Origin of the sequence: Micromonospora sp. MA102, from assembly GCF_025460765.1 — a bacterium.
GTDB lineage: Bacteria > Actinomycetota > Actinomycetes > Mycobacteriales > Micromonosporaceae > Micromonospora > Micromonospora halotolerans.
The window spans coordinates 268872-284303 of sequence record NZ_JAMWEG010000007.1 but is presented as its reverse complement, the minus strand read 5'-3'; the positions used below and the strand labels follow the sequence as shown (position 1 = coordinate 284303).

At 73.4% G+C, this 15432-nt stretch carries 16 protein-coding genes; 10 read left to right on the top strand and 6 right to left on the bottom strand.

All coding sequences use genetic code 11. From position 1 onward, the window contains the following. Nucleotides 1–65 precede the first annotated feature (65 nt). Nucleotides 66–1799 carry a DEAD/DEAH box helicase gene (locus tag NFX44_RS16940; protein WP_262284508.1) on the top strand — a complete coding sequence of 578 codons (1734 nt, stop codon included), beginning with the start codon at nt 66–68 and terminating at the stop codon, nt 1797–1799. Between the two features lie 181 nt (nt 1800–1980). Here NFX44_RS16940 and NFX44_RS16935 read toward each other — a convergent pair whose 3' ends face one another. After that, the gene (locus tag NFX44_RS16935; RefSeq protein ID WP_013284786.1) at nt 1981–2214 is read right to left on the bottom strand and encodes a hypothetical protein; all 234 of its coding nucleotides are present in this window, start codon (nt 2212–2214) and stop codon (nt 1981–1983) included. A 245-nt stretch (nt 2215–2459) separates the two neighbouring features. Next, the gene (locus tag NFX44_RS16930) at nt 2460–4085 is read right to left on the bottom strand and encodes an RNA polymerase sigma factor (RefSeq protein ID WP_262284507.1); all 1626 of its coding nucleotides are present in this window, start codon (nt 4083–4085) and stop codon (nt 2460–2462) included. Between the two features lie 285 nt (nt 4086–4370). Here NFX44_RS16930 and NFX44_RS16925 point away from each other — a divergent pair, with 285 nt between their 5' ends. After that, nucleotides 4371–5192: an inositol monophosphatase family protein gene (locus tag NFX44_RS16925; protein ID WP_262284506.1), complete on the top strand. Its 822-nt coding sequence runs from the start codon at nt 4371–4373 to the stop codon at nt 5190–5192. A gap of 86 nt (nt 5193–5278) precedes the next feature. On the opposite strand, the gene NFX44_RS16920 is transcribed toward NFX44_RS16925, so the two are convergent. Beyond that, nucleotides 5279–5791, bottom strand: coding sequence for a LytR C-terminal domain-containing protein (locus tag NFX44_RS16920; RefSeq protein ID WP_262284590.1), 513 nt, complete (start codon nt 5789–5791; stop codon nt 5279–5281). A gap of 437 nt (nt 5792–6228) precedes the next feature. On the opposite strand from NFX44_RS16920, the gene NFX44_RS16915 reads away from it, so the two are divergent. Next, nucleotides 6229–6525 (top strand): DUF4193 domain-containing protein, encoded by a 297-nt coding sequence (locus NFX44_RS16915; protein ID WP_091269374.1) that lies wholly within the window; start codon nt 6229–6231, stop codon nt 6523–6525. Nucleotides 6526–6657: 132 nt separating this feature from the next. Further along, on the top strand, nt 6658–7515 hold the full coding sequence (locus NFX44_RS16910; RefSeq protein WP_262284505.1) for a hypothetical protein: 858 nt from the start codon (nt 6658–6660) through the stop codon (nt 7513–7515). A gap of 20 nt (nt 7516–7535) precedes the next feature. Here the strand turns inward: NFX44_RS16910 and NFX44_RS16905 are convergent, their stop codons facing one another. Further along, nucleotides 7536–8027, bottom strand: a complete 492-nt coding sequence (locus NFX44_RS16905) for a DUF3093 domain-containing protein (protein WP_262284504.1) — start codon at nt 8025–8027, stop codon at nt 7536–7538. Nucleotides 8028–8113: 86 nt separating this feature from the next. Here NFX44_RS16905 and dut point away from each other — a divergent pair, with 86 nt between their 5' ends. The 4 genes from dut (at nt 8114) to NFX44_RS16885 (ending at nt 10562) form a co-directional block, all read left to right on the top strand. Beyond that, nucleotides 8114–8611, top strand: coding sequence for a dUTP diphosphatase (gene dut / locus NFX44_RS16900; RefSeq protein ID WP_208602929.1), 498 nt, complete (start codon nt 8114–8116; stop codon nt 8609–8611). A gap of 25 nt (nt 8612–8636) precedes the next feature. Next, the gene (locus tag NFX44_RS16895; protein WP_262284503.1) at nt 8637–9287 is read left to right on the top strand and encodes a DUF3710 domain-containing protein; all 651 of its coding nucleotides are present in this window, start codon (nt 8637–8639) and stop codon (nt 9285–9287) included. Nucleotides 9288–9510: 223 nt separating this feature from the next. Next, nucleotides 9511–9891, top strand: coding sequence for an OB-fold nucleic acid binding domain-containing protein (locus tag NFX44_RS16890; RefSeq protein ID WP_262284502.1), 381 nt, complete (start codon nt 9511–9513; stop codon nt 9889–9891). A gap of 56 nt (nt 9892–9947) precedes the next feature. Beyond that, on the top strand, nt 9948–10562 hold the full coding sequence (locus NFX44_RS16885) for a DUF3159 domain-containing protein (protein ID WP_262284589.1): 615 nt from the start codon (nt 9948–9950) through the stop codon (nt 10560–10562). Nucleotides 10563–10580: 18 nt separating this feature from the next. Here NFX44_RS16885 and NFX44_RS16880 read toward each other — a convergent pair whose 3' ends face one another. Continuing rightward, nucleotides 10581–11270 carry a TrkA family potassium uptake protein gene (locus NFX44_RS16880; RefSeq protein ID WP_262284588.1) on the bottom strand — a complete coding sequence of 230 codons (690 nt, stop codon included), beginning with the start codon at nt 11268–11270 and terminating at the stop codon, nt 10581–10583. A gap of 2 nt (nt 11271–11272) precedes the next feature. Beyond that, a complete protein-coding gene (locus tag NFX44_RS16875) occupies nt 11273–11938 on the bottom strand; it encodes a TrkA family potassium uptake protein (RefSeq protein ID WP_262284501.1) in 666 nt (221 codons plus the stop codon). 157 nt (nt 11939–12095) lie between these two features. Here NFX44_RS16875 and NFX44_RS16870 point away from each other — a divergent pair, with 157 nt between their 5' ends. Together NFX44_RS16870 and NFX44_RS16865 are read left to right on the top strand one after the other, a co-directional pair. Beyond that, on the top strand, nt 12096–14159 hold the full coding sequence (locus tag NFX44_RS16870) for an APC family permease (RefSeq protein WP_262284500.1): 2064 nt from the start codon (nt 12096–12098) through the stop codon (nt 14157–14159). Next, nucleotides 14156–15412 carry a class I SAM-dependent RNA methyltransferase gene (locus NFX44_RS16865; RefSeq protein ID WP_262284499.1) on the top strand — a complete coding sequence of 419 codons (1257 nt, stop codon included), beginning with the start codon at nt 14156–14158 and terminating at the stop codon, nt 15410–15412. Before NFX44_RS16870 ends, NFX44_RS16865 begins: the two co-directional genes overlap by 4 nt. The last annotated feature ends 20 nt before the right edge of the window (nt 15413–15432 follow it).

Here is a 15432-nt window from a genome sequence, read left to right as displayed (position 1 = left end):
ATGGGCGGCCGCACCCGTGGCCCTCGGCCGGGGTCCGCCGTCGTGCGGTCGGAGAGGAGCTACGCGTGGCACCGCGGTTGCCGGCGCTCGACACATTCCCACCCCTGCGTGCCTGGCAACGCAAGGCGATGGTGGAGTACCTGCGCCGCCGCACCGACGACTTCACGGCGGTCGCCACCCCCGGTGCCGGCAAGACCACGTTCGCCCTGCGGATCGCCGCCGAGCTGCTGAACGACGGCACCGTCGAGGCGGTCACCGTGGTCGCGCCGACCGAGCACCTGAAGACCCAGTGGGCCGAGTCCGCCGCCCGGGTGGGCATCCAGCTCGACGCCGCCTTCCGCAACGCCGACCTGCACTCCGCGGCCGACTTCCACGGCGCGGTCGTCACGTACGCCCAGGTCGGCATGGCCCCGCAGGTGCACCGGCGGCGCACCATGACCCGCCGCACCCTGGTGATCCTCGACGAGATCCACCACGCCGGTGACTCGCGGACCTGGGGCGACGGCGTCAAGGCGGCCTTCGAGCCCGCCGTACGTCGGCTCATGCTCACCGGCACGCCGTTCCGCTCCGACGACAACCCGATCCCGTTCGTCAGCTACGAGCGGGGCGGGGACGGGCTGCTCCGCTCCCGCGCCGACTCGGTCTACGGCTACTCCGACGCGCTGCGCGAGGGCGTGGTCCGGCCGGTGCTCTTCCTGGCGTACTCGGGGGAGACCCGGTGGCGCACCAACGCCGGCGAGGAGCTGGCCGCACGGCTCGGCGAGCCGATGACCCAGGACCTCGTCGCGCAGGCGTGGCGGACCGCGCTGGACCCGGCCGGCGACTGGATGCCGCAGGTGTTGCGCGCCGCCGACGCCCGGCTGACCGTGCTGCGCAACAACGGCATGCCCGACGCCGGCGGTCTGGTGATCGCCAGCGACCAGCAGGTGGCCCGCTCGTACGCCAAGCTGCTGGAGCAGGTGACCGGTGAGAAGGCCGCCGTGGTGCTCTCCGACGACCAGGGCGCGTCCGCGCGGATCGCGACGTTCGCGGCCTCCGAACAGCGCTGGCTGGTCGCGGTGCGGATGGTGTCCGAGGGCGTCGACATCCCCCGGCTGGCCGTCGGCGTCTACGCGACCAGCGCCAGCACCCCGCTGTACTTCGCGCAGGCGATCGGCCGGTTCGTCCGGGCCCGCCGCCCCGGCGAGACCGCCTCGGTCTTCCTGCCCAGCGTGCCGCACCTGCTCGGTCTGGCCAGCGAGATGGAGGCCGAGCGGGACCACGTGCTGGGCAAGCCGAAGGACTCCGACGGCCTCGACGACGACCTGCTGGAGCGTGCCCAGCGGGACGACCAGGCCAGCGGGGAGCTGGAGAAGCGGTTCGCCGCGCTGTCCGCGACCGCCGAGCTGGACCAGGTGATCTTCGACGGCGCCTCGTTCGGCACGGCCGCCCAGGCCGGCACCCCGGAGGAGGAGGAATACCTCGGCCTGCCCGGGCTGCTCACCGCCGACCAGGTCTCGATGCTGCTCACCAAGCGGCAGGCCGAGCAGCTCGCCGCGCAGCGCCGCCGGGCCACCCAGCGGACCGCTGAGCCGGCCGCTGCGGCCCCGTCGGCGGCCCCGCCTCCCATGAGTGCCGCCCAGCGTCGGGTGGCCCTCCGGCGGCAGCTGAACGCCCTGGTGGCCGCCCGCCACCACCGCACCGGCCAGCCGCACGGCAAGATCCACGCCGAACTCCGCCGCCTGTGCGGCGGCCCACCCAGCGCCCAGGCGACGATCGAGCAACTGGAAGAGCGCATAGCGACAGTCCAAACCCTCTGACTGCCCTGCCCCTCACCCCGTCCGGGTGATCATGAGGTTAGCGGCGAAGTGGATCGCCGAAACTGCCGCAAACCTCATGATCAACGGGGTTACGGGTGGGTGGGGACGGGGGTACGCAAAAGCCGGCCGGAGGTCCCTGGGGACCTCCGGCCGGCTTTATGTCGTGCGGATTCCTCGTTACTCAGTTCGCCATCAGATCGGCGCCACGCCAGCTGAACTCGGGGTCCGACGCGTAGCGCACGGTGATCTTCACGAGATCCTCCGCGTACTTGTTCGCGTGGTGCCCACAGAACACCAGCTCACTCCCACCCGCCAGAGTGATCCGGAGCTTGCCGGCAGCATTGCAGCGGTCGCACCGTTCATCGGCGGCCGGGGGGCTCACCGTCTCGGGCGGCGGCGTGAGGGTCGGGGTCATCGCCTTCCTCCTCTGGTCGTCACCGATGAACACTCTCTTCGGTTGCTCACCTATCGTGCAACACCCTTCTCGGGCCCTGCCTTCCCTGTGTGCCCGTCGGGGACGGAGGTCACACCTGGCGTGGGAGACAGTGTGCCGTGCACCAAGGGTGCCACGCCAACGATCACAAACAGGCAACCGTCAGGTCACCGGAGAGTGTTCTACGGCTGGTGATCAAACCGACACGTCTGGTTGACGCGTGCCGGTCAGTCCAGGTAGTCGCGGAGCACCTGGGAACGCGAGGGGTGCCGCAACTTGGACATCGTCTTGGATTCGATCTGCCGGATGCGCTCCCGGGTCACGCCGTACACCTGGCCGATCTCGTCCAGGGTGCGCGGCTGGCCGTCGGTGAGGCCGAAGCGCAGGCGTACCACGCCCGCCTCGCGCTCGGACAGCGTCTGGAGGACCTGCTGGAGCTGGTCCTGCAGCAGCGAGAACGACACCGCGTCGACCGCGACGACCGCCTCGGAGTCCTCGATGAAGTCGCCGAGCTGGCTGTCACCCTCGTCACCGATGGTCTGGTCGAGCGAGATGGGCTCCCGGGCGTACTGCTGGATCTCCAGCACCTTCTCCGGTGTGATGTCCATCTCCTTCGCCAGCTCCTCCGGGGTGGGCTCGCGGCCCAGGTCCTGGAGCAGCTCGCGCTGGATCCGACCAAGCTTGTTGATCACCTCGACCATGTGCACCGGGATGCGGATGGTGCGGGCCTGGTCGGCCATGGCGCGGGTGATGGCCTGGCGGATCCACCAGGTGGCGTAGGTGGAGAACTTGTAGCCCTTGGTGTAGTCGAACTTCTCGACCGCCCGGATCAGGCCGAGGTTGCCCTCCTGGATGAGGTCGAGGAAGGCCATCCCGCGACCCGTGTAGCGCTTGGCCAGCGAGACGACCAGCCGGAGGTTGGCCTCCAGCAGGTGGTTCTTGGCCCGCTCGCCGTCCCGGGAGATCCACATCAGGTCGCGCTGCATGTCGCGGGTGAGCTTCTCCTCGCCCTCGTCGGCGGCGCGCAGCCGCTCGGCGGCGTAGAGGCCGGCCTCGATCCGCTTGGCGAGCTCGACCTCCTGCTCGGCGTTGAGCAGCGGCACCTTGCCGATCTGCTTCAGGTACGCCCGCACGGAGTCGGCGGAGGCGGTCAGCTCGGCGTCCCGGCGCGCCTGCTTCAGCGCCTCGGACTCCTCGTCGTCCCACTCGAAGTCATTGTCGGTGGCGGAGCTGGCCGCGTCGGCCTCGGCGGCCTGGGCCAGCTCGGCCGGCTCCTCGACCACCACATCCTCGATCTCGGCGGCCAGTTCCTCCGGGGAGATCTCGCCGTCGGCGCCCTCGCCCTTCGCGCCGTCCTTGGCCGGCTTCGCCGCCGCGCTCTTGGCGGCCACGGTGGCCTTGGTGGCGCGGGTGCTCTTGGTGGCCTTCGCCGGGGCGGCGGCCTTGGCGGCCACCTCGGCGGTGGTGCCGGCGGCGGTGGCGCCGGCGGCCTTGCGGGCCGTCGCCTTCCGCGGGGCCGGGGCCGGGGACTCCTCGGCGGCCGGGGCCTGCTTCGGGGCGGGCGCGGCGGCCTTCTTGGTGGTCTTGGCGGTGGTGGCCCGGGAGGCCGGCGTGGCGGACCGGGCGGCGGCCACCCGGCGGCGGGTGCTCGCGGAGCCGTCCACGACCACCGTCACGCCCGCCTCGGAGAGCGCACGGAGGATCTTCTTGGCCTGAGCCGGGGTCACCTCAGCGGACTCGACGGTGCGCGCGAGCTGGGCCGACGTGAGCTGGCCGCCGGCGCTCTGCGCGTGGGCGATCAGGGTGTCGGTGAGCGAGCGAACGTCGGCGCCGGGCTGGCGGGGTTCTGTCACGAATGACCTTCCGGAGGCGAAGAGCGAGCACGGCCGGGTCGTCCGGCACGCAAGGAACGCGGTGTCGGGCGATGTCGTTGAGGGACCCCCGTGTCCCGGGCCGGCCGGTCGGTGGCGGTCCGTGGCGCGTGGGCAGGGTGAATTGTAACGCCGTCTGCCGCGATCATCCTGCGCCGCACGGCGGACCGGCCGTACGGACCACCGATCAGGCGCAGTTGTGGACTTTGTAAGGATGATACCCGCGCACGAAGCGGCAGGTCCGCGTCGTGCCGGAAGGGGACGAACATGATCGCCTCGGCACCCACGCCGCAGGAATTGCTCACGATCGCCGTCGAGGTGGCGCGGGACGCCGCGGCCACCGCGCACCGGATGCGGGCCGAGGGGGTCTCGGTCGCCGCGACCAAGAGCACGGTCACCGACGTGGTCACCGCCGCCGACCGGGCCGTGGAGCGCCAGGTGCTGGAGGCGCTGCGGGCGCGGCGCCCCGGCGACGCCGTGCTGGGCGAGGAGTACGGCGCGGGCGAGACCGGCCCGGCCGCCGAGGACGGGGTGCGCTGGATCGTCGACCCGATCGACGGGACCGTCAACTACCTCTACGGGCTGCCGTACTGCGCGGTGTCCCTGGCCGCGGAGGTGGCCGGCGAGGTCGTCGCCGGGGTGGTGCGCAACGTGGCCACCGGCGAGGAGTGGACGGCCACCGCTGGCGGCGGCGCGTGGCGGGACGGGCAGCGGCTGAGCTGCTCCGCCGAGACCGACCTCGGGCAGGCGCTGATCGCGACCGGGTTCGGGTACGACGCCGGCCGCCGGGCGCACCAGGCCCGGGTGGTCGCCGAGCTGATCCCGCAGGTGCGGGACATCCGCCGGATGGGCGCCGCCGCGCTCGACCTCTGTCTGGCCGCCGAGGGCCGGGTGGACGCCTACTACGAGAAGGGGCTGGCCGCCTGGGACCTCGCCGCGGGCGGGCTGGTCGCGCGGGAGGCCGGGCTGCTGGTGACCGGGCTGTCGGGCCGGCCGCCCGGTCCGGACCTGGTGCTCGCCGCGCCACCGGCGCTCTACGAGCCGCTGCACACCCGGCTCGCCGCCCTGGACGCCTCCGGCGGCCCGTGACCGGTCCCGCCCGCTCGTACGGAAAGAGTGGCCGCCCCGCCGGGGGAGGCCACTCTTTCGCGCTGACGGGTCGACCGAACGGCCGGCTACTTCACCGGGCCCGGGCAGGTGCCGGTCGGCGCCTGCGGCGAGCCGAGGTCGCCCAGGGACTGGTTGACCTCGGTGGTGGTGGCCAACTGCTGGAAACCGTTGCCGAGGATCACGTCGACCGTGTCGTCCTTGCGCTTCAGGTCGGGATCCAGCTTGGCCTCGTTCAGGAAGTAGGCCCGCAGCAGGTGCGCGGAGCCGACACCCTTGGGGCCGTAACGCAGCACCGCCACGCCGTCCACGGCCTTGGGGGCGTTGGCCTCCTTCTTGACCTGGAACTTGCGGTTGCGGAAGTCGTCCGCGACGCTGCCGGCCAGCCCGGCCTCGTCGGTGCCGTTGTAGACGTTGATCTTGACGTCCTTCTGCTCGCGCAGCCGGACGTCGGCGATCGGCCAGCCCTCGGGGCAGTCCGCGGCGGTGCCGGCCTTGCTCTGCGTGTCGCGGACCAGCGCGACGACGACGAAGACCAGGGCGATGGCCGCCAGCAGTCCGACGACAACGAGTGCCCGCACTCGCGCAAAACTCATTCTGGGCGCTCCCCGGACGTGATTGGGTGGCGGCGACCGCCGGCGGTCGGTCCGCCCCGCCGGCCGTCGAGTACGCCGCTGAGGTTAACGCTTGTCCGGCCGTCGCGTGGAAACAGTCCGACATGCCGGCGCGCCACCGGGGGAACGGGTACTACTACCCCTATCTTCGTGTCGCCTGAGTCACATTGGGAACAACTTCGGGCGCCGGGGCGTACATCTCTGCCACGAGGGCGGTATACATGCCTCGCCCAAAGGGGGGGTAAGGTTCCGCGCTCGCTGGGGGAGTTCCTTCCTGGCGGTCCCGGCCCAACGACGGTCGGGTCGGGTGCCCGACACTTTTGGTGGCTGGCCAGCGGAACCGAAACAGCGTCGTCCGGCGTTACAACCGGAAGCGACCATATCGATATGGGAGAGTGAAACCGATGGCCACCGACTACGACGCCCCGCGTCGCGACGAGGTCGACCTCGGCGAGGACAGCCTGGAAGAGCTCAAGGCCCGGCGCGTCGACACACAGTCGGGCGCCGTGGACGTCGACGAGGCCGAGGTGGCCGAGAGCTTCGAGCTGCCCGGCGCCGACCTGGCCGACGAGGAGCTCACGGTCAAGGTGCTACCGATGCAGCAGGACGAGTTCCGGTGCGCCCGCTGCTTCCTGGTCCACCACCGCAGCCAGCTGGCGGTCGAGCGCAACGGCGAGCTGATCTGCCGCGAGTGCGTCTGACCCCGACCCGAGACACCGGCGGCGGCCTCCTCGACGGGGCCGCCGCTTATCGAGCCGCCGTGCGGTGGTGGCCGGAAGCTGCTTGACTCGTACCGGCGGGGGTGACGCCGCGCGGAGCAGGAGGGCGGACGGGTGAGCGAGCGCAGCGAGCGGGCTGACGGGCCGGGCGCCGACGACAGCGGCGCCGACCGGCCGACCGACACGACGGCCCCCTCGGGCGCCGCCGCCGAGTCCACGCCGCCCGGCGCGGACGCCGACCAGCTCGGCGCGACCGTCGCCGCGCTGACCGCCGACGACCTGCCCGTGGCCCGCCGCCGGCAGCTGCTCACCCGGCTGGTCGGCCAGGCCCGCGCCCGCGGCATCACCGACCTGTACAAGCCGAAGGCCGCGGTCCGCTGGATGGCCGACACCGTCGCCGAGATCGCCCCGCGCGTGCCGATCCGCGACCTGGCCACGCTCCGGAAGCACTTCCCCGGCCTGGACGACGAGGCCCTCGCCGACCGGCTGATCCGCAACGCGTCCCGGGCCACCGCCGGAGTCGGCGCGGCCGGCGGCGGCGTCGCCGCGGTCGAGTGGGCCGTCACCCCGACCCTGCTCTCCGCCCCGGTGCTGCTGGCCGCCGAGACCGTCGCCGTCGTGGCGATCGAGCTGAAGCTGATCGGCGAGCTGCACGAGGTGCACCGGTTGCCGCTGCCGGCCGGCGGCGCCCAGCGGGCCGTGTCGCTGGTGCAGTCCTGGGCCACCCAGCGCGGGGTCAACCCGATGATGCCGGGCGTCGGGGTCAGCGCGGTGCTGGGCACCGCCGCCCGCCGCGAGCTGCGCGACAGCCTGCTGCGCCGCTTCGGCCGCAACCTCACCACGCTGGGCCCGTTGCTGACCGGCGCCGCCGTGGCCGGCTACCTCAACCGGCGGGCCACCCGCACCCTCGGCGACCAGCTCCGCAAGGACCTCCGCCACCAGGCCCGCGCCCTGCCCGGCACGCACCCCTGACCGGGGAACGGCGGGGCGGGTCAGGCGGCGTCGCGGGCGGCGACCAGGGCCGCGGCCAGCTCGACCGGGTGCCGGGAGCTGACCACCCAGAACGGGGTGGGGTCGTCGGGGTCGTCGAGCACCACCTGCACGGCGCCGCCCACCCAGGGGCGCTGCACCACGAAGGCGAGCGGGTCCAGGCCGACGCCGAGCACCTCGCGCCGGCCGGCCGCGTCCAGCGGCACCGCGTCCGCGACGTACCGCACCGGCAGGTGCGCGTCGTCGACCCGCAGCTCCCCGGCCCGCACCGTGACCCGGATCCGGCCCAGCCACCAGAGCGTGGCCGCCGCCGCCGGGATCAGCAGCACGAACGGCAGCCAGGCCCGGACACCGGTCGCGCCCATCCACAGCTCGGCGGCGAGCAGCCCGGCGAGGGCCAGGCCGATTGGCCAGGCCCACCAGGGCAGGCCGAGGCGCTCCGAGTAGTCCGGAGCGGCGGTCACCGGGGCGGCCGGGGATGACGACTGACGCACAGTGCAGAGGGTACGGCGCGCGGACGGCCGCGGAACCGGCAGGATGGCAGGGTCACCCCGCAAGGACCGGACGGAAGAGGATGACCGTGACAGACGTCGTACCCGTGCCCGTGCGGCAACTCGACCCGGAACTGCCGCTTCCGGCGTACGCCCATCCCGGCGACGCGGGCGCGGACCTGGTGGCCGCCGCGGACGTGGAGCTGCCGCCCGGCGGGCGGGCCCTGGTGCCGACCGGCGTGGCCATCGCGCTGCCCGAGGGGTACGTCGGCCTGGTGCATCCCCGATCGGGGCTGGCGGCGAGGCTCGGCGTGACGGTGCTCAACGCGCCCGGTACGGTCGACGCCGGCTACCGGGGTGAGATCCTGGTCAACCTGATCAATCATGATCGGGAGACGCCGGCGAAGATCAGCCGGGGCGACCGGATCGCGCAGCTCGTGGTCCAGCGGGTCGCCCGGGCCGAGTTCCAGCCGGTGGTCGAGCTGCCCGCGTCCCGGCGCGGGACCGGCGGGCACGGTTCCACCGGCGGGCACGCCGGGCTGGTCCCGGCTCCGGCGGGCGGGCGGACGGAAGAGGTGGCAGGGTGAGTGCGAACAGCGGAGGGTGGGCGCAGTGATCTTCTCCCGTAAGCGGGCCGAGGGCGCGCGGCACGCGCGTGACGAGCGGGACAACGGCGTCCTCGACGCCGAGGACACCCCGCAGGCGCCGGCTCGCGGCCCCTACGACCTGGCCGAGGCGCCCGACGCGCCCCGGCTCGACCTGGGCAGCTTGCAGATCCCGGCGGTGCCCGAGGTCGAGGTGCGGGTGCAGGCCGACCCGCAGGGCGTCGTCCAGCAGGTGGTGCTGGTGCACGGCGAGAACGCCCTCCAGCTCGGCGTCTTCGCGGCGCCCCGCTCCGAGGGCATCTGGGACGAGGTGCGCGAGGAGATCCGGCAGTCGCTGTTCAACGACGGCGCCGCCGCCCAGGAGGTCGAGGGGGAGTACGGCACCGAGCTGCGCGCCCGGGTCCGCACCCCGGACGGCATCACCGACCTGCGCTTCGTCGGCATCGACGGGCCGCGCTGGATGGTGCGCGGGGTCTTCCAGGGTGCCGCCGCCACCAACCCCGACGCCGCCGGTCCTCTCACCGCCTGCCTGGACGGCCTGGTCGTCGACCGCGGCCAGGAGGCCAAGCCGGTCCGTGAGCCGCTGCCGCTGCGGCTGCCCCGCGAGGTGGCCGAGCAGCAGGCCGGGCAGGAGGGCGCGCCCCAGCGCGAGGTCTGAGCACCGCGATCCGGGCCCGGTCGAGTCGGCGTGACGCCGGCGACGCCGGGCCCGTCGTGTGTCCGGACCCGGCAGCGGTACGCCCCGACGCCGGTCCCGCCGGCGGGCCGGATCGGCGTACGCTGGCGGGACGGTTCCGCCACCTGCGGGGCCGCGCCGGCGCGGCCGGCCGATCCAGGGCGCCGGCGCGGGCCGGCCGAGGTGGAGAGGTGACGCGGAGGTCATGACGACCGACGAGAGCCGGGTGTCGCTGCGGCGGCTCCTGCAACGGCTCACCGCGAGCGAGGCCGAGATCGAGGCGCAGGAGCTGCGCCGGGAGAGCGCCCAGTCCGGCGGCATGCCGGCCCACCAGTGCATGCGTGGCCAGGTGGTCTCGGTGGCCGGGCGGCTGCGCACGGTGGTCTACACGCCCCGGACCAACCTGCCCACCCTGGAGGCCGACCTCTACGACGGCAGCGACGTGGTCACCCTGGTCTGGCTGGGCCGGCGGCACATCGCCGGGATCGAGCCGGGCCGCCACCTGACCGCCCGCGGCCGGGTGGCCGTACGGGACGACCGCAAGGTGATCTACAACCCGTACTACGAGCTGGAGTCGCCGAAGTGACGACCGGACAGCACACCGAGCCGGAACTCGGCCCGGAGGACGCGCCGCTGCCCAGCATGGCCGAGCAGATGGCCGACCAGCTCGGCGGCTGGCGGGGTCTGGTCGAGTCGAGCATCCCCGTGGTGGTCTTCGTGATCGCCAACGTGGTGGGCGACCTGCGCCCCGCGGTGATCGCCTCGGTGGCCGTGGCCCTGCTGATCGCCGGGCTGCGGCTGGCCCAGCGCCGGCCGGTGCGGCACGCGGTCAACGGACTGTTCGGCATCGCCATCGGCGCGGCCATCGCCTGGCGCACCGGCGACGAGCGCGACTTCTACCTGCCCGGCATCCTCTACGGCATCGGCTACGGCCTGGCCCTGCTGCTCTCGGCGGCCATCCGGCAGCCGCTGGTCGGCTGGATCTGGTCGGTGCTGGTGGCCAAGGGCCGCTCCGAGTGGCGGGACGACCCGCGGCTGGTGCGCACCTTCACCCAGCTCACCGTGCTGTGGGGGGTGGTGTGGCTGGCCAAGGTGGGCGTGCAGGCCGGGCTCTACCTGGCCCACCAGGACACCGCGCTGGGCGTGGCCCGGCTCGCCCTGGGCTACCCGCCGTACGCCCTGCTGCTGCTGATCACCGTCTGGGTGGTGCGCCGGGTGACCCGGGAGCCCGCGCCGGAACCGCTGCCGGGGGCCTGAGCCCCCGGCTCCCGTCGGTCAGGGCCGCTCCCGCTTGCGGTCGACGCTGTCCGGGCCGAGGATCACCGCCCGGACCTCGTTCTCCACGGCGGCCGTGCACACGAAGATCAGCTCGTCGCCGGCCTCGATGGGGTCGTCCGGGCTGGGCACCAGCACCCGCTTGCCGCGCAGGATCGCCACCAGCGCCGCGTCCCGGGGGATCGGCACCGCGTGGATGGGCTGCCCGACGTAGGGCGCCGTGGGCGGCAGGGTGATCTCGACCAGGTTCGCCTCGCCCTGCCGGAAGGTCATGAGCCGGACCAGGTCGCCGACGGTGACCGCCTCCTCGACCAGCGCGGCCATCACCCGCGGCTTGCTCACCGCGACGTCGACGCCCCACTGCTCGGTGAAGAGCCACTCGTTCTCGGCCCGGTTGACCCGGGCCACCACGCGGGGCACCGCGAACTCGGTCTTGGCCAGGAGGGACACCACGAGGTTGACCTTGTCGTCGCCCGTGGCGGCCACGACCACCTCGCAGCCGGCCAGGTTGGCCTCCTCCAGGCTGGCCAGCTCGCAGGCGTCGGCGAGCACCCAGTCGGCGGCCGGCACCCGGTCGGGGCGGAGCATCTTGGGCTGCCGCTCGATCAGCATCACCTGGTGGCCGTTGTCGATCAGCTCCTGGGCGATCGACCGGCCCACGTTGCCGGCGCCGGCGATGGCGATGCGCATGCTCACTGCCCCCCTTCGGGCGGCGCCGCCGCCACCGAGGTGACCGAGGCGGCGATGTCGTCGGTCACCAGCATGAAGACCTGGTCGCCCTCCTGCACTACGGTGGAGGCGGTGGGCAGCGTGCCGATCCCGAACCGGATCAGGTAGGCCACCCGGGCTCCGGTGGCCTCCTCGAGCTGCCGCAGCGACCGGCCGATCCAGTCCTTGTGCACCGGCACCTCGATGATCGACACGGTGCTGGTGGGGTCGCGGAACATCTCGACGTTGCCCTCGGGGACCAGGTGGCGCAGCATCCGCTCGGCCGTCCACCGCACGGTGGCCACGGTGGGGATGCCGAGGCGCTCGTAGACCTGGGCGCGGCGCTGGTCGTAGATGCGCGCGGCCACCCGGGACACGCCGAAGGTCTCCCGGGCCAGCCGGGCCGAGATGATGTTGGAGTTGTCGCCGCTGGAGACCGCGGCGAACGCGTCGGCGCGCTCGATGCCGGCCTGCCGCAGCACCTCGCCGTCGAAGCCGGCGCCGGTGACCGTGATGCCGGCGAAGTCCGGCCCGAGGCGGCGGAACGCGTCCGCGTCCTGGTCGATCACCGCCACCGAGTGCCCCCGGGACTCCAGGCTTTGCGCCAGGGTCGACCCGACCCGGCCGCAGCCCATGATCACGACATGCACGGTGTCCGCTCCTCCCACGGTGCCGCACGCTGGCCCGTCAATTGCGAGCCTGCCACGTCCCCGCGCCCGGCGGGGGACCGACCGTACCGCGCTGGCCCGCGCGGGGCGATCAGGCACCCCCACCGCCCGACCGGGCGTGGTCGTACTCTTGGCGCTTGTGGCCAGACCCACCTCGCTGCTGAAGCGACTCCTCCTCGGTCGACCGTTCCGGTCCGACCGTCTCCAGCACACCCTCCTGCCGAAGCGCATCGCGCTGCCGGTCTTCGCCTCCGACGCGCTCTCCAGCGTCGCCTACGCCCCCGACGAGATCCTGCTGACGCTGTCCATCGCGGGCGCGTCGGCGTTCTTCTTCTCGCCGTGGATCGCGCTCGCGGTCGTCGTGGTGATGCTCACCGTGGTGGCCAGCTACCGGCAGAACGTGCACGCCTACCCCTCCGGCGGCGGTGACTACGAGGTGGCGACGGTCAACCTGGGGCCGCGGGCCGGGCTCGCGGTGGCCAGCGCGCTGCTGGTCGACTACGTGCTGACCGTGGCGGTGTCGGTCTCCTCGGGCGTCGCGAACCTCGGCTCGGTGGTGCCGTTCGTCGCCACCCACAAGGTGCTCATCGCGGTCAGCGCCGTGGTGCTGCTGACCGCCATGAACCTGCGCGGCCTGCGCGAGTCGGGCACCGCCTTCGCCATCCCCACCTACGGCTTCGTGATCGTCATCGGCGGCATGTTGCTGACCGGGCTGGTCCGGATCTTCATCCTCGGACAGGACCTGCGGGCACCGAGCGCCGGCCTGGAGATCCACGCCGAGCACAGCGTGACCGGCTTCGCGTTGATCTTCCTGTTGTTGCGCACCTTCTCCTCCGGCTGCGCGGCGCTCACCGGTGTCGAGGCGATCTCCAACGGCGTGCCCGCGTTCAAGACCCCCAAGTCGAAGAACGCGGCGACCACCCTCCTGCTGCTCGGCACCATCGCGGTCAGCATGCTGGTCGGCATCATCTGGCTGGCCAAGCTGACCCGCCTCCAGTTCGTCGAGGACCCGGCGCAGATCGTCTCCGGGCCGGACGGCTACGTGCAGAAGACCGTCACCACCCAGCTCGGCCAGACCGTCTTCGGCGACGGCTCGGTGCTGCTCTACGTGGTGGCCGGCATGACCGCGCTGATCCTGTTCCTGGCCGCGAACACCGCCTTCAACGGCTTCCCGGTGCTCGGCTCGATCCTGGCGCAGGACCGCTACCTGCCCCGCCAGCTGCACACCCGTGGCGACCGGCTGGCCTTCTCCAACGGGATCGTCTTCCTGGCCGTCGCCGCCGTGGTGCTGATCATCGGCTTCCAGGCCGAGGTGACCCGGCTCATCCAGCTCTACATCGTCGGGGTGTTCGTCTCGTTCACCCTGTCCCAGGCCGGCATGATCCGGCACTGGAACCGGCACCTGCGCACCGAGCGCGACCCGGAGGCGCGGCGGCGGATGGTCCGCTCCCGCGCCATCAACGCGTTCGGCATGGCGATGACCGGCGTCGTGCTGGTCATCGTGCTGCTCACCAAGTTCCTGCTCGGCGCCTGGATCGCCATCGCCGCCATGGCCATGATCTACCTGCTCATGCTGGCCATCCGCCGGCACTACGACCGGATCGCCGCCGAGCTGGAGCCCACCGAGCAGCGCGCCGTGCTGCCCGCCCGCAACCACGCCATCGTGCTGGTCAGCAAGCTGCACCAGCCCACCCTGCGGGCCATCGCGTACGCGCGGGCCACCCGGCCGGACACGCTCACCGCCGTGACGGTGAACGTGGACGACAAGGACACCCGGGACCTCCAGGCCGACTGGGAGCGGCGGGAGCTGCCGGTCCCGCTGACCGTGATCGACTCCCCGTACCGGGAGATCACCCGGCCGATCCTCAACTTCGTCGCGTCGACCCGCCGGGAGTCGCCCCGCGACGTGGTCACCGTCTTCATCCCGGAGTACGTGGTGGGCCGCTGGTGGGAGAACCTGCTGCACAACCAGAGCGCGCTGCGGCTCAAGGGCCGCCTGCTCTTCGAACCGGGCGTGATGGTCACCAGCGTGCCCTGGCAGCTCGCCTCGACCGCCAGCAAGAACCTGGACCGGCTGGACGCCACGCTCACCCGTGGCCCGGCGCGCGGCCCCCGGGTCGCCCCGCGCAGCACCCTGCCGCCCACCGTCCCGCCGGTGGTGTCCGCGCCGCCCGGCGAGACCGGTGCGGGGGAGCGCCCGTGACCGCGCCCGCCCGCAGCGGGCTGGAGGAGGCGCAGCGGGTCGAGCTGACCGTGGACGCGGTCGCCCCGGGCGGGCACTGCGTGGCCCGCGTCGACGGTCAGGTGGTCTTCGTCCGGCACGCGCTCCCCGGTGAGCGGGTGGTGGCCGAGGTGACCGAGCTGCACCGGGGCTTCGCCCGCGCCGACGCCGTGGAGATCCTCACCCCCTCACCGGACCGGGTCGAGCAACCCTGCCCGTACGCGAAGCCGGGCCGGTGCGGCGGCTGCGACCTCCAGCACGTCACCCCGGCCGCCCAGCTCGACTGGAAGCTCGCCGTGGTGCGCGAGCAGCTCACCCGCCTGGGCGGGCTCACCGACGACCAGGTCGACGCGCTGGGCGTCCGGGTCGAGGCGCTGCCCGGCGGCCCGCTCGGCTGGCGCTCCCGGGTCCGCTACGCGGTCGACGCCGCCGGCCGGGCCGGGCTGCTCAAGCACCGCTCGCACGAGGTGGTGCCGATCGATCGCTGCCTGATCGCCCACCCGGCCCTCCAGGAGCTGCCGGTGCTGGCATCCAGCGGGGCCCGCTGGCCGGACGCCGACGCCGTCGAGACGGTCGCCTCCACGGGCGGCGACGTCAGCGTCGTCGCGTACGCCGAGGGGGTACCCACCCCGGTGAGCGGCCCGGCCGAGGTCCGCGAGGTGGCCGCCGGCCGGGACTGGACGCTGCCCGCGTCCGGCTTCTGGCAGGTGCACCCGGCCGCCGCGGACGCCCTGGTCGGCGCGGTGCTCGACCTGCTCGACCCGCGCCCCGGCGAGACGGCCTGGGACCTCTACGGCGGCGCCGGGCTGTTCGCCGCGGCCCTCGCCGGCCGGGTCGGCGACGCCCGGGTCACCCTTGTCGAGTCGAGCCAGAGCGGGGTGGACGCGGCCCGTGCCAACCTGGCCGACCTGCCCCGGGTCGAGGTCGTCGCCGCCCGCGTGGAGACCGCGCTGGCCCGCCGCCGGGTCACCGGGCCGGTCGACCTCGTGGTGCTCGACCCGCCGCGCTCCGGCGCGGGCGCCCCGGTGGTGCGGGACATCGTCGCGGCCCGGCCGCGCGCGGTCGCGTACGTGGCGTGCGACCCGGCGGCCTTCGCCCGGGACGTGCGCACGTTCACCGGGGCCGGCTGGCGGCTCGCCGCCCTGCGCGGCTTCGACCTGTTCCCGATGACCCAGCACGTCGAGCTGGTCGGCCTGTTCCTGCCACCTTCGACGACTCCAGCTCGGCGCGTCTGACACCGCGCCGCGACCTGGAG

Coding starts and splice junctions, on each gene's coding strand:
- NFX44_RS16935 (WP_013284786.1), bottom strand. CDS start 2,214: ATGACCCCGACCCTCACGCCGCCGCCCGAGACGGTGAGCCCCCCGGCC.
- NFX44_RS16925 (WP_262284506.1), top strand. CDS start 4,371: ATGATCGCCTCGGCACCCACGCCGCAGGAATTGCTCACGATCGCCGTC.
- NFX44_RS16915 (WP_091269374.1), top strand. CDS start 6,229: ATGGCCACCGACTACGACGCCCCGCGTCGCGACGAGGTCGACCTCGGC.
- NFX44_RS16890 (WP_262284502.1), top strand. CDS start 9,511: ATGACGACCGACGAGAGCCGGGTGTCGCTGCGGCGGCTCCTGCAACGG.
- NFX44_RS16885 (WP_262284589.1), top strand. CDS start 9,948: ATGGCCGAGCAGATGGCCGACCAGCTCGGCGGCTGGCGGGGTCTGGTC.
- NFX44_RS16880 (WP_262284588.1), bottom strand. CDS start 11,270: ATGCGCATCGCCATCGCCGGCGCCGGCAACGTGGGCCGGTCGATCGCC.